General features: G+C 55.1%; 16 protein-coding genes. 8 read left to right on the forward strand and 8 right to left on the reverse strand.

Annotated elements, in window-relative coordinates; all coding sequences use genetic code 11:
• The first annotated feature begins 5 nt into the window (after nt 1–5).
• The 7 genes from SANT_RS00250 to SANT_RS00280 all read left to right on the forward strand — a co-directional run bounded on the left by SANT_RS00250 (nt 6) and on the right by SANT_RS00280 (nt 5,425).
• The gene (locus SANT_RS00250) at nt 6–263 is read left to right on the forward strand and encodes an HPr family phosphocarrier protein (protein WP_025420321.1); all 258 of its coding nucleotides are present in this window, start codon (nt 6–8) and stop codon (nt 261–263) included.
• Nucleotides 264–305: 42 nt separating this feature from the next.
• Nucleotides 306–752: a PTS sugar transporter subunit IIA gene (locus SANT_RS00255; protein ID WP_025420322.1), complete on the forward strand. Its 447-nt coding sequence runs from the start codon at nt 306–308 to the stop codon at nt 750–752.
• A gap of 13 nt (nt 753–765) precedes the next feature.
• Nucleotides 766–1,080 (forward strand): PTS fructose transporter subunit IIB, encoded by a 315-nt coding sequence (locus SANT_RS00260; RefSeq protein WP_025420323.1) that lies wholly within the window; start codon nt 766–768, stop codon nt 1,078–1,080.
• Between the two features lie 21 nt (nt 1,081–1,101).
• Nucleotides 1,102–2,178, forward strand: coding sequence for a PTS fructose transporter subunit IIC (locus tag SANT_RS00265; RefSeq protein WP_025420324.1), 1,077 nt, complete (start codon nt 1,102–1,104; stop codon nt 2,176–2,178).
• 40 nt (nt 2,179–2,218) lie between these two features.
• Nucleotides 2,219–3,937: a phosphoenolpyruvate--protein phosphotransferase gene (gene ptsP / locus SANT_RS00270; RefSeq protein WP_025420325.1), complete on the forward strand. Its 1,719-nt coding sequence runs from the start codon at nt 2,219–2,221 to the stop codon at nt 3,935–3,937.
• A gap of 113 nt (nt 3,938–4,050) precedes the next feature.
• The gene (locus SANT_RS00275) at nt 4,051–4,911 is read left to right on the forward strand and encodes a class II fructose-bisphosphate aldolase (protein WP_025420326.1); all 861 of its coding nucleotides are present in this window, start codon (nt 4,051–4,053) and stop codon (nt 4,909–4,911) included.
• 106 nt (nt 4,912–5,017) lie between these two features.
• Nucleotides 5,018–5,425, forward strand: a complete 408-nt coding sequence (locus SANT_RS00280; RefSeq protein WP_025420327.1) for a hypothetical protein — start codon at nt 5,018–5,020, stop codon at nt 5,423–5,425.
• Between the two features lie 89 nt (nt 5,426–5,514).
• On the opposite strand, the gene phnA is transcribed toward SANT_RS00280, so the two are convergent.
• The 4 genes from phnA to SANT_RS00300 are packed head-to-tail and all read right to left on the reverse strand — an operon-like array spanning nt 5,515 to nt 9,254.
• Complete coding sequence (phnA, locus tag SANT_RS00285; protein WP_025420328.1) at nt 5,515–6,765, reverse strand: phosphonoacetate hydrolase; 1,251 nt, start codon at nt 6,763–6,765, stop codon at nt 5,515–5,517.
• A 33-nt stretch (nt 6,766–6,798) separates the two neighbouring features.
• Nucleotides 6,799–7,608 carry a phosphonate ABC transporter, permease protein PhnE gene (phnE, locus tag SANT_RS00290; protein WP_025420329.1) on the reverse strand — a complete coding sequence of 270 codons (810 nt, stop codon included), beginning with the start codon at nt 7,606–7,608 and terminating at the stop codon, nt 6,799–6,801.
• On the reverse strand, nt 7,601–8,371 hold the full coding sequence (locus SANT_RS00295) for a phosphonate ABC transporter ATP-binding protein (protein ID WP_025420330.1): 771 nt from the start codon (nt 8,369–8,371) through the stop codon (nt 7,601–7,603). The genes phnE and SANT_RS00295 overlap by 8 nt, the downstream gene beginning before the upstream one ends.
• 1 nt (nt 8,372) lies before the next feature.
• Entirely contained in the window at nt 8,373–9,254 is an 882-nt protein-coding gene (locus tag SANT_RS00300) for a PhnD/SsuA/transferrin family substrate-binding protein (protein WP_025420331.1), read from the reverse strand.
• A gap of 136 nt (nt 9,255–9,390) precedes the next feature.
• On the opposite strand from SANT_RS00300, the gene SANT_RS00305 reads away from it, so the two are divergent.
• Complete coding sequence (locus tag SANT_RS00305) at nt 9,391–10,065, forward strand: FCD domain-containing protein (protein WP_025420332.1); 675 nt, start codon at nt 9,391–9,393, stop codon at nt 10,063–10,065.
• A 235-nt stretch (nt 10,066–10,300) separates the two neighbouring features.
• Here the strand turns inward: SANT_RS00305 and hxlB are convergent, their stop codons facing one another.
• From hxlB to dhaL, 4 genes are read right to left on the reverse strand one after another with little or no spacing between them, the layout of a single operon-like run.
• Nucleotides 10,301–10,864 carry a 6-phospho-3-hexuloisomerase gene (gene hxlB / locus SANT_RS00310; RefSeq protein WP_025420333.1) on the reverse strand — a complete coding sequence of 188 codons (564 nt, stop codon included), beginning with the start codon at nt 10,862–10,864 and terminating at the stop codon, nt 10,301–10,303.
• Nucleotides 10,857–11,498, reverse strand: a complete 642-nt coding sequence (gene hxlA, locus SANT_RS00315; RefSeq protein ID WP_025420334.1) for a 3-hexulose-6-phosphate synthase — start codon at nt 11,496–11,498, stop codon at nt 10,857–10,859. The genes hxlB and hxlA overlap by 8 nt, the downstream gene beginning before the upstream one ends.
• An 18-nt stretch (nt 11,499–11,516) precedes the next feature.
• Nucleotides 11,517–12,518, reverse strand: coding sequence for a dihydroxyacetone kinase subunit DhaK (locus SANT_RS00320; RefSeq protein WP_025420335.1), 1,002 nt, complete (start codon nt 12,516–12,518; stop codon nt 11,517–11,519).
• On the reverse strand, nt 12,499–13,164 hold the full coding sequence (gene dhaL, locus SANT_RS00325) for a dihydroxyacetone kinase subunit DhaL (protein WP_025420336.1): 666 nt from the start codon (nt 13,162–13,164) through the stop codon (nt 12,499–12,501). Before dhaL ends, SANT_RS00320 begins: the two co-directional genes overlap by 20 nt.
• Nucleotides 13,165–13,167 lie beyond the last annotated feature (3 nt).

Raw genomic sequence — 13,167 nt, forward strand, 5'->3', positions numbered from 1 at the left:
AGAATATGAAAACCCACGAAGTGATTATCCGGAGTGAAGAGGGATTACACGCCAGACCGGCAGCGGATTTCGTTGATAAGTCCATAAGCTTTACAAGTAAAATAACGTTAGAAAAGGATGGGGAAATATTCAATGCCAAAAGTATCACCTCGGTGCTGAGTATGGGGGCGTGCAAAAATGATAAAATTATCATTATGGCGGACGGGGCTGATGAAGCCTTTGCGATTGCGGATCTGACCAGCTTGCTTAATGCCGTTGAATAATTATCAGGCCGTTATTAGCGGATTAATGTTAAGGTTGTCATTATGATACTTTCAGATGTTATCAATAGAAATGCCATTCGGGTCAATATGCCGGCGCAAAACAAAGAACAAGCGATTGGTATGCTGACGGAGTTGTTGCAAAAAGATGGCGCGGTTAAAAATAGCGAAGGGTTTATCCATGACGTTTATCAACGCGAGCGTGAGGGAAAAACCGGTATAGGCGGCTATATTGCTATTCCCCATGGGAAATCCGATTTTGTCACCCATACCTGTATTGCCATCGGTTTGTTAGATAAACCTATAAATTGGGAATCTTTGGACGGTAATCCAGTAAAAGTCATTATATTGTTTGCGGTGAACAAAAAAGATAAAAATGATTATTTTGTCAAAATGATGTCGCAGGTGGCACGCATGCTCGGCAAGGAAGAAGTATGCGCGCAGCTCCTGACGGCTAAGTCGGCTGAGGAATTGATTTCAATATTCGATTAATCCGGAGTGAAATATGAACATTGTCGGAATTACCGCTTGTACCGCGGGCATCGCCCACACCTACATTGCAAAAGAAAAACTCATCCAGGCGGCAACGAGCTTGGGCCACAACATCAAAGTCGAAACGCAGGGCTCTATTGGCATAGATGATAAACTCAGCGCCGAGGACATTGCCAATGCGGATATCGTTATTTTGGCGACCGATATCGGTATCGGCGGTTTGGAAAGATTTAAAAATAAACATGTTGTCGAAGTGCCCATCGCAACGGTTGTGAAGTCACCAAAGTCCCTGATTCAAAAGATTCAGGAAAAAATGGCTAACGGCTAATCTGATCGACGAGGCGATAATATGACTTACGGTATTGGGTTTAAAAAACACATGCTCACCGGCGTATCTTATATGATCCCGGTGGTGGTGGCGGCCGGATTATGTATGGCCATCGCAAAAATCTGTGGTGGCCCTTTTGTTGCCAATGCCACCCAGACGGTACCCTGGTTTATCAATCAACTTGGGGTAGTGGCGATGGGGCTGGTGGTCCCGGTATTAACCGCGGGCATCGCTTATTCTATTGCGGAAAGACCGGGTATCGCGCCGGGTCTTATATTGGGTTTTATCGCCTTGGAAATCAAAGCCGGTTTTTTGGGCGGCATGCTTGCGGGGTTTCTCGTTGGCTATGTGATATTAGCGATAAGACGTTTTCTCAAACTACCGTCCAGCATGCAGGGCCTGATGCCGGTATTGTTCATCCCCTTGCTGTCGACGTTGGTTGTGGGATTGGCATTTTATCTCATCGTTGGCAAACCGGTAGCAATAGCCCAGGCCGCGGTCATTGATTGGATGAGTAGCCTGATGGGCGGATCCAGAATGGTGCTGGGAGCTATTATCGGCGCCATGATGGGGTTTGATTTGGGCGGACCCGTCAATAAATCGGCCTCTTTGTTCTCAAATGCCATGCTGGCGCAGGGTATCTACGGCCCCGAGGCGGCCAAGATTGTTGCCGGCATGGTTCCCCCCATCGGCGTGGCCATTTCGGTCTTTATCTCGCGGCGTAAACGTTATTCCCAAGGCGAAATCGATGCCGCCAAGGCGGCCTTCCCGCTGGGTTTATGTTTTATCACCGAAGGAGTACTGCCTTTTGCCGCCGCCGATCCGTTGCGTGTCATCCCTGCGTGCATGGCGGGAGCCGCTGCGGCCGCCGGTCTGACGATGCTGTGGAATGTCACGAGTACCGTTCCCCACGGCGGCATTTTCGTTATTCCGATTATGGGCAATCCGTGGGGCTTTGTTGCCGCGCTGATTATCGGCAGTCTCATTACCGCCGCTGTCCTGACGATGCTAAAGCCGGTAGTAAAGGCGTCCGATGCGCAATCTGACACGGAAGAAGAGCCCGAAATCGACGATTTTGAAATCAGTATTAAACACTAGCCGAGACGAGAGCATTTATTCCTTACCAGCGAGGGGCATCATGGACAGCATACAGGGCATTGGCGCAGCGGCGGGCATCACTATCGGTAAAATCCAGGTGATCCGCCAGGCGACGCTTATACTCAATGCCGCGGAACACAGCGAGCCTGAACACGAGTGGCAACGCATGCTTGCGGCGCAGCAACAGAGCTTGCAAACGATGTCTGGGTATCATGAGCAGGCGCAACAGCGGTATTCGCCAGAGATGGCGAAAATTTATAAAGCGTATCGGCTCATGCTGCAAGATGAAGTCTATCTCGACAACATCAAACAACATATTGATGCCGGCCAGCGGGCGGAGCGGGCCGTTATTCTGGAAACCGAGCGTTTGTGCTGTAGTTTGAGCAAGCACACCTCGGCATATTTAGCTCAGCGGGCGGAGGATATCCGCGCGGTACAACATAGGCTGCTGGCGGCGCTGTCTAGTGCTGATAACAACGTTTCTCACGCTCCCCAGGATGCGAGGATCATCATTGCCGAGGAGCTGACGCCGGCCGATACCCTGGTCTATACGCCTGAGCAGTTAAAAGGTTTCGTGACGCGCGGCGGCGGAGTCACCTCGCATTCGGTCATCTTGGCGAAGGAGTTGGGTATTCCCGCGATTGTCGGCGCAGAAATGGATTTAGCCAGCCTCGCGGACGGGCAGCTGGCGATTGTCGATGCCGACCGGGGCAGGCTGTATATCGACCCGGATGATGAGTGCCTTGCGCGCTATCGGCAATTGATCGAGGCGGCGCAGGAGCAAGAGGCGAAAATAAAGCGGTTTGTCATGACCAGCGCCCATGAGCCAGGTCAGGTTAGCGTCTGTGCCAATATCACCGCACTCAGCGAGGCGAAGAAGGCTCTGGAGCAAGGCGCCGAGGGTATTGGCCTGGTGCGCACCGAATTTCTATATATGAACCGCGACACCTTTCCCACCGAGGAGGAGCAATTCACCTTTTACCAGACCCTGGCTTTAATGATGCCGCAACAAGACATCGTGATACGCACCCTGGATATCGGCGGCGACAAGCAGGCTGCTTATATCGGCATTGCGGCGGAGGAGAACCCGTTTTTGGGTCACCGGGCGATACGCTACTGTCTCGAAAATCTGTCGGTTCTCTCCTGTCAATTACGGGCTATTTTACGGGCTTCCGCATTCGGCAAGCTAAAAATTCTGATTCCGATGGTGACCACGCTGGAAGAGCTGCTCGCCACCCAGGCGCAGCTGGAGCATGAAAAAGCGGCATTGCGCCAGGGGGGCATTGCCTTTGATGACAATATCGCCCTCGGCATCATGATTGAAACGCCGGCGGCGGCGATTATGGCGGACGTGTTTGCCGCCCACTGCCATTTCTTTAGCATCGGCAGCAATGATTTGACGCAATATATAACGGCCAGCGATCGTAATAACAGTAAAACCCAGCATCTGTATTGCGCGCATAACCCTGCGGTACTGCGGATGATCACTCATGTGATTACCTCCGCGCGCAAAAATGGCATCCCGGTTCACGTTTGCGGTGAAATTGCCTCCGATGAAAAGATGATCCCTTATTTAATCGCCGCCGGAGTGAACGAATTAAGTGTAACGCCGTTGGTCATCCCGAAAGTCAAATACTTGGTAGCCAAGAGCGCCATGAAGTCAGATGCGCTTTGGCTTGAGAATATTATGTCAATACGTGAGATCGCTAACCTGGAACGGGAATTGATAAAAAGAAGTGAAGAGGTAATGGCTCTTTAATTTAGCTCACTTTTATTATCGTTAAAGATACCTTGGCTATTTGATATTTATCAGAGAGCGGGATAGCTGTTGCCTAACCATCTGTCAGTAATAAACACAATTGAGGTATTATTATGTATGTGACCATGAAAACGATATTAGACGATGCGAATAAAAATTTTTATGGCGTGATTTCAGCCAGCGTGATAAATCTGGAACTGGTGCGCGGGGCTATCAGAGCCGCACAAGAAGAGAATGCCCCGATCATTATTAACATTGGTCAGGGGCAAATGAGTAAACATGGCGATGGCGAAATCATTTCCGGTATTGTCAGAACGCTAGCCGCGCGGGCAACGGTGCCGGTGGCGCTAAATCTTGACCACGGTAAGGATTATGAGCGAATTACCCATGCCTTTCGCCATGGGTTCTCCTCGATCATGATTGATGCTTCGGAATATCCGCTGGAAGAGAATATCCGTCGTACCAAAGAGGTCGTGACGCTTTGCCATTCGCAGAACGTCACGGTTGAAGGTGAAATCGGTTTTATCGGTCAAGCGGCTAACGCCGATGAAAAAAAACTGGATTTATTTACTCGCGTCGAGGATGCGGTGCATTTCTTCGAGGCCACCGGCGTCGATGCGTTAGCCATTGCCGTAGGGACTGCGCACGGTAAATACCCCTCACATCTTGCGCCCAAGATTGATTTCGACCGTATCTCGCAAATCAAGCAGGCGACCGGCAAGCCCTTGGTACTGCATGGCGGCTCTGACTCAGGTGAAGAAAATATTCGCCAGGCGGTTGCCTGCGGTATTAATAAAATAAACGTCTGTACCGATACGTTTGTCGGCTGCAAGGAGGGATTAAAAACCATGCTGCATGAAACGCCCGACATCGACTTCATGTCAATGATGATTAATATGGAAACGACGGCTAAAAACATTCTACAAAATTATATCTCAATTTCCGGCTCCAGCGGCAAAGCGGCGAATTTTTAGCTTTCGTCGCCGTTGAATGCTTTATTGACTTTGCCTTGATTTCATTGTGGCGCTCTGGCATGGGTTCTCCCAACATGTCCAGAGCTTTTTTTAAGGAGTAGCGACTATGTGCCATCACGGGGTTAACATTAGCCAACATGTCGGTAGCGGTTTGAAGATGATGGTCGAGAGCGATGGCTGGTTTGTTGGCATTAAAAACTGGAAGCCGGAAAACGACCTACATCATCTCGATTGCCTGGAACGTCATCTGTTGACCGATGAGGTGTTTATTTTATTGTCCGGCCGTTGTACGTTGATCATCGCGCAAAAAGATGAGCACGCCAACCTGGCGTTTCACGCTGTGCCTCTTGAGCCCTATAAAATCTATTGTGTCGCGAAAGGCGTCTGGCATAACACCATCACCTGGCCCGGAGTGAAAATGGCGCTGATTGAAAATCGCGATACCGGCGTTGAAAACAGCGAGTTCATGCCGCTCAATGACCACATGCGCGCCGAGCTCAACGCCGCGTTGTAGTGGGGCATCGACAGCCGGGGCCGGTTGGCGGACCCGGTTGTCGCTCCCGACGGCACTAGTTTAACGACCTGCGCCGCCCGCAAAAACGTTTACACAGTGCCATTAATGGCATAGTCGAAGATCTGGTAACTCTTAAGCGACGTGTAGGCCGCCCGATTGCGGTATTCGGCGTTAAGCGGCCGGTTGAGAATAAACGGCACCTGGGATTCCGTGACACCGCCGTGCGTGCGCAGCCGATGGCCTTTCAAGCCCTCAAGGTCATGCAATTTGGCACTGCTGCCAATGCAAACATCCTTTTTCGACACCACCACCACGTCCGCCTCTCTCTCCTCATACAAATCGAACAGACGGCAGGCCGTTGCTTTATTCAGGGCGTAATCAATGCCGTCGATGGCATTGATGCGATCGATAATCGCCTGCACTTTGACGTTCCCTTTGCTCCACACCCGGACAAAGCTGCCTAATGCGCCGTGGTGGGCGACAAAGGCGTCGGTGATGGGGCAAATGACCGTGGTTTCCCCGGCGCCAAACTCGGCGTCGAGGATCTCCTGCAGCCAGATAACATTGGGTTCGCCCCGGTCGTTGCTTTTATCGCTCATGCCGTGGTCGGCGATAAGTCCCAGCACGATATCCTGCTGCGCCAGCCGGCCGAAAGCCTCATCGAGCTGCCGATAGAATGCCAGCGCCTCCGTTTCCTGCGGCGCCCATTTATGCTGGACGAAATCGGTCAGGGAAAGATACATCACATCGGGGCGGCGGTCTTGCAGTAACCGGATGCCGGCCTCCAGCACGAACAGCGACAGCGCCATAGAATACATATCCGGTTTTGGCATGCCGATATAGTTCAGCACATCGTCGATACCATTTTCAGCCAGCGTACAGCGGTCCGCATATTCGGAGGAAAAGCTGATATGGCCCTGGCTGACGTCCAGGCCCTTACCCAGTTGGCGGCGCAGCTTATCTTTCGCGGTAATGGAAACCACCTTGGCGCCGGCGTTGGCAAATCCGGCGAGGATAGTTTCCCCCCGCAACAATTCCGGTCCCGTCATCACCACCGGCTCCCAAGTGTGGGTATCCAGATAAAAATTCCCTGAAATACCGTGCTGTGACGAGGGAACGCCCGTAATGATCGACATATTATTCGGACAGGTGAACGAGGGCATGGCGCTGGTCGCGACCGCCGCATAACCTTGCTGAATAAAACGCTGGATGTTGGGGATTGCCCCCTGCGCCAGGAAGGTTTGCAGATATTCAGGATCGCCGCCGTCGATGCAGACCACGACCACGGGGCGTTCCGGGTGGCGGTAGGGGATACCGTTGATAGTGAGGGTTTGGTTCATGCTTTTTCCTTTCGTACAGTGTTGTAAAGCGGTTTACCGCCTGGGAGTAAGAAGCGTGGACCGGGCATAAGAGGACAGTTTCTCTACGCCCAATACCAATAAAAAAATCATCAGGATGATGGTGGCCGCCTGATCGAAGCGGAACATTTCCATGGCTATCGCCAGTTCGGCGCCGATGCCTCCTGCGCCCACCAGACCGAGCACAACCGAGGAACGTACCGCTTTTTCACAGGAAAACAGGCTGCTGTTTATCAGACTGGGCAGCGACATCGGTAGGGCGGCGCAAACAATTATGGCCGTGCGCGATGCGCCCATGGCCGTTAGGGCCTCGGGCGGCCCCTCGTCGACTTCTTCGATGGCTTCGGCGAAGAAACGGGCGCAAAACCCGACCGTATCCATGATGAGCGTTAGCGTCCCGGCGAAGGGGCCAAGACCGACCGAGGCGACGAAAAATAGCGCCCAGGCAAGATCAGGCACCGTGCGGATAAAGCTCACCGCCCCACGGATAGCGGTGCGCACCGCGGGATGCGGCGTGTAGTTTCTGGCCATCAAAACCGCTAACGGCAAACTGAGGATGATGCCGATAACGGTACCCACCAGCGCCATTTGAAAGGTGACCAGCAGCGCGCTCATCATCGGCAGGGCGCGATCCGTGGCGGGAGGCATCATGTCTTTGGCAATCGTCGCCATGTTCGGCAAGCCGCGCAGCAGCTGCGGCACGGAGATTCCCGCGGCAGACAGCGACCAGGCGAAAAAGATCACAAAGATGGCAAACAGCAGTGACGAAAGCCATGACGGCGATTCCCATCGACCCGGCAGACGGGCGCGCGGTTTTTCACTCATACAGGCCTCGTAATTGTTCTAGGTTAAGGTCGCGGCCTGGCGCATCAAGATTCAGGCGAGCGTTTTGCAATCCCAGGACGCGATCGGCATAGCGCAGCGCGTGCTCCATATGATGCGTCACGAAGACCAGCGTGATCGATTCGCGCCGGGCGAGCTCGGAAAAGACCTGCATCACGTCTTCGCCGGCGCGGGGATCCAGGCTGGCAACCGGTTCATCGGCGAAAATGATGCGCGGTTTTTGCATCAGCGCGCGGGCAATGGCAACGCGTTGTGATTGGCCGCCGGACAGTTCATTCACCCGGCGACCGCTAAGCGGTGCGAGTTTCACCTGTTCCAGACAATGCATCGCGTAATCTCGATGTTCGCGGGAGGCGATGCTGTGAAACCACATGCGCGGCGTGCGTGACCAGGCCATTCCGCCATGGAGCACGTTGGTCAGCACCGAAAGCCGATTGACCAGGTTGTGTTTTTGGAAAACGAAGCCCACGCGCGCGCGGGCTCTGGCCAGATCGCGGTAGGCCAAACCGATAATATTTTTCCCCGCCAATTGCACATCACCGGTATCGGGCTCAATCAGACGCATACAGCAGCGCAGCAGCGTGCTTTTCCCGGCGCCGTTACCGCCGATAATGGCGACGCGTTGCCCATAGGGAATGTCAAACGAAACGTCCGACCAGACGGGGGGCTGTCCCGTTCCGAATCGTTTACCGAGACCCCGTACGCGTAAGGCGACAGGGTGTACTGACCGATCCGATACTGGCATGTTAATCCCCTATGAACTCGGCATATTCGGGATAACCCGCGGTGCGGTACATGGCGCGCACCACGTTGTAATCCTTGTCCGCCATCGCCGTCAGAAAGCGCATGCCCTGGTAGCGCTTAACGTGCTCAGCCCCTTGGCCAATGCTGGCTATCAACGACGCTGAATGGTCGATAATTGCCTGGCGCAATGTGCGAATGGTCTGCGCCGGAACATGGGCTCCCGCCATCAGCAGGTCGTTAGGCAGATCGCCGCTGCGGGCGAGGACGCGGTAGGCGTTCTGCTGTCCCTTGGGTTCTTGACTAAGAAAGCTCTCTAGATCGGAACGCCCCATGCCCACGGCGTCCAGCGAGCCATTTTTTAGCGCTTCCCAGGCCAACCGCAGATTGGTATTGGTAATAGTGGCATCTTTAAGCGGGTCCAGACCGGCGTCGGCCAGCAGCTGAAGCGGTCCTAAATGGCGCGAGGTGGAACCTACCGATCCCATACCGATGCGCTTGCCTTTAAGCTCCTGGGCGGTGAAAAAGGGGCTATCGGCCTTGACAACTATCAACGAGAAATAATCGGGACGGTAAAGACCGACAACGACGCTGGCGTTGGCACGTTTTTGCATCACCACGTACTCGGCGGGGCCCGCCAGTACGAAGTCCACTTTTTGAAACCGCAGCGCTTCGAGCGCCGCCGTGCGGTTGGTCACCGGCAGGAACTGAATATCCAGACCGCTGGCGCGTTCAAGTTCCTGTTTGAAAGGGCCAAATTCTCGTTGCAGCTCTTCTAGACCGACCAGATCGGTTACCGCCAGTCTGACGGTCTGTGCCCGGGCGGTCAGCGCTGTGCCGATCAGGGTCAGCGCCAACAGGGTGTAAGCCAAACATTTGCGTAGCATGGTTCATCTCCAGTAACAGCATTAAGGTGTCGTGGGACATGCTAAGGGGTGATTATTGCATATTGTTGACAATTTACAATTAAGCGTCTTTGTTCTATTCTCTGTTTGACGCCTTGAACCGTAACGTGAGATTGCCATGAACACACCTGATACCCTTACCCTGCTGCGCACCCAATCCCTGACCAACTTGGTGCAAGAAGAGCTGGAACGCCGTATCGTCGCGGGACAGTTAACGCCCGGCGCGCCGCTGCGTGAGGCGGCAATTGCGGCCGAAATGGGCATTTCTCGCGGCCCGGTCAGGGAGGCGTTCCGCATGCTGGAAGAGCGCGGTCTGGTGTTATTTGAGAAAAATTGCGGCGTGCGGATACGGCGGCTGGATATGGCGCAAGCGCTGCAAATCTATCAGGTACGCATTCCGCTGGAGGAATTGGCCGGTACGCTGGTGGCGCAACACCTGACGCCGGCGGGGGCCGAGGATTTAGGCGAGGTACTGCGGAAGATGGCCGTCGGCCTTGAACGGCAGGATATCGCGCTGTATACGCCGCTTAACTTCCAGTTTCACGATCTGCTGGTCAAATATACCGGCAATCCGTCGCTGTATGACACCTATCGCAGGCTGGTGGTGCAGCTAGAGTTATTTCGCAGCTATACCTTTCGGCACAACCCACAAACGATCACCCTTTCGTTTCGGGAACATCACGCTATTTTCGACGCGGTATTGGCGCGGGACGCCGCGCTGGCGGGCAGATTGTTGCGCCAGCATGCCCAAGACAGTTTGCGGCGTCTTGAGCAGGCGGCTTTGTCGTCTTAACTCCCCGGCGGTAAACGCGTGTCGACGGCCGGGGGTGTCATTGCCGATGCCGAGAGGGCTTTTTGCTGCACCAGCGGCTGTCGCAGGTCGGAACATCCAAAGGCGATAACGGCGTTACTCGCGCTCCCGCGCCAGAGGGGATCACCCAACGGCGATTAGGGCGTTACTCGCGCTCCCCCACCGCCTGCGCGAAGAGGGGGGCGGCGAGTCTGAGATGACGACGCCGCGGCGCTCCTCATTCCAGGTTGGCGTGGCGGCTGAACATTTGCGCATCATTCTGCCCCGTAAGCTGTTTCAGGCGAATCACCACGCTGTCATAAATCAACCAACTGAGCTGTTCAAACGAGGAGCCCGTGGGCTGGACCGTCGCCGCTTTCGTTGAGGCCTCTTCACTTTTAGCGGTGATGCCGGGAATGGCGATGGCCACCGTCGCGAGCTGCCCGATGCTGTGCTGCGGATAAATGGTCAGCGTGGCGATGACGGCCCCCTGTTTGTGCGCTTTCTGCGCCATTGTCACCAGACTGCCCGTCTCCCCTGAGCCGGAACCGATAATCAGCAAATCACCCTGCTGTATGGAAGGGGTGGTTGGCTCACCGACAAACCAGACCTGGAAGCCCAGGTGCATGAGGCGATTGGAAAATGCCCTGGCCGCAAACCCCGAGCGGCCGGCGCCGGCGACGAAAACGCGTTTGGCGGCCAGGATCGCATCGCCCAGCGCCTGGACGCTATCGTTATCGATCTGCTGCGCGTCTTGCGTTAATTCAGCCAGGATCGCTAGTAAATTGTCACATTTATGCATGACTGGCTCCTTGCATCGCCGTTTTGATAAGGCGAGCTTCCTGCACCGGGTCGTCCGCTTTGGTAATGGCCGAGCCAACGATAATGACATCCGGCTGCTGTTCGACATAGTGATGTATAGTCCGGCTATTGATGCCGCCCGCTACGGAAATGGTGGCGTGCCGGGCGTGCTTTTTCATCACTTTGAGATCTTCGATGGGTTGGCGCCCGGCGGCTTGCTGGTCGGCGCCGGTATGCACCGCCAGGTTTTTGACTCCGGCGGCTTCCAGCTCGGCGATTCGGCTGGGTAAATCGTCCACGCAAATCATGTCGATCACCAGTTGCTTACCGCTCTCCTGCGCCGCGCGCAGGCAGGCTTTAACCGTCAAAATATCGGTGACCCCCAGGGCCGTAACATAATCTGCCCCGGCGTTGAACGCGAGCTGACTCTCAAAATAGCCGCCGTCCATGATCTTCTCATCGGACAGGATTTCCTTTTCCGGGAAACGCTCACGAAAACGGCGTACGGCGTCCATGCCCCGCGCAATGACAAACGGCGTGCCTATTTCAATAATATCAACATAGTCGCGCACGCTTTCCGCCAGAGCGAGCGCGTCATCCAGCGGTAATTCATCTAAGGCCAATTGGAGTTTCATTTTTCCTTCCTTATGTCGTTACAATGAAGCCAGCCCCAGCGGTGCGGCCGGGAAAGTCAGGGTGCGTTGCAGCTCGTCGTCGAGCAGCAGTAGCGTGAGGCAGAGGCCGTTCATATCCAGCGATGTCACATAATTACCAACGTAACTCCGCCAAACCCGCGCGCCGTTATGGGTTAATTCGTCCACGATATGCCCGGCCATCAGGTACTGCTCCATAAGCGGCGTAGCGCCGAGGCCCGAGACCATCATGGCGAAAACGCCATGCTCCGCTTGCGGGCCAAAGTCTTCCCACAGCGCAGCCACCATTTGTCGCGCGATATCTTTTGCATCGCCGAGCGGCGCAACGCGCTGCCCGGCTTCGCCGTGATGACCGATACCAAACTCATAACTCCCGGGCGCGATGGTGAAATTCGGTTTGCCCACGGCGGGGATTGTGCAGGGCGAAAGCCCAACGCAGACGCTGCGGGTGCGCTGCGCGGTTTTCGTCGCGAGCGCTATCACCTGCTCTAGCGTGCCGCCCTGTTGCGCCAGCGCGCCGGCGGTCTTCCACATGAAAACGCCTCCTGCGATACCGTGGCGTTTTTCGGCGTCCTGCGGCGGCGCCGAGGCGATATCATCCCTGGCTTTCACTATCTTGACCTGCCGTCGTTCATCCTCCGCCATGTTCACCGCCATCTGGACGTTCATGCTGTCTCCGGCGTAGTTGCCAAACAAACAGGCCACCCCGTTACCCTGGTCGGCGGCGCGGATCGCCGCGAGAAATGCGTTTGCGGTGGGTGATGAGAACACTTCGCCTACTGCGACCGCGTCCAGCATGCCTTCGCCGAGGTAGCCAAGAAAGGCTGGTTCATGCCCACTGCCGCCGCCGGTGACAAGGCCGACTTTCCCAGGATGTTGTGTCGCGCGTGCGATAACGCGAGCATGGTCGTGGGCGCGCAGCGCGCTGGTGGGATGTACGCGTAAGAACCCTTCCAACATGTCATCCACCACGCGATCGGGATCATTTAACAGTCGTTGCATGCTTTTTCCCCTGATTGATGAGTGAGATTGCCGTGTCCGCAAAGGCGGAAAGCAGCAACAAACAGGAGCCTGCGCCCGCGTCAGGATGACCGATGCTGCGTTCGCCCAGACGGCTGGCGCGACCGATACGCGCCTGCATGGCGCGCGTGGCGTCGAAGCCGGTTTGCGCCGCAGTTTTCATCGCGATTAGCGCTGCGTCTTCCGATGCTCCCGTCGCGATGGCCTCTCCAAACGCCTCAACCGACGGCACCAATACATCCAGCAGCGTTTTATCGCCGGTCTGCGCCGAGGTTAAGGCGCGCAGGTCGGTCAAGCCGCTGTCAAACATCATTTGCAGCGCGGCGGCGTCAAGATCCGTCCGTTCTGCGCTGGCGCGGCTTAATCCTCGGAACCAGCTGCCATACAGCGGCCCCATTGAACCGCCGATTTCGCCCATTAATATCTGGCTGATAAGTAAGAAGGCGTCACTCATATTCATAGCGGGCGTCAATCTCTCCGCCGCCAGCGTAAAACCTTTACTCATATTGATACCGTGGTCGCCATCCCCCGCTGCGCCGTCAATTTCGCTAAGCCAGGCTTTATTTTCCTGAATAATGGCGACCATGTTTTTGGCAATAAGCAGCCCGTCTTTGTTTGCAAAAGACATAAT

This window comes from Sodalis praecaptivus (assembly GCF_000517425.1).
GTDB lineage: Bacteria > Pseudomonadota > Gammaproteobacteria > Enterobacterales > Enterobacteriaceae > Sodalis_A > Sodalis_A praecaptivus.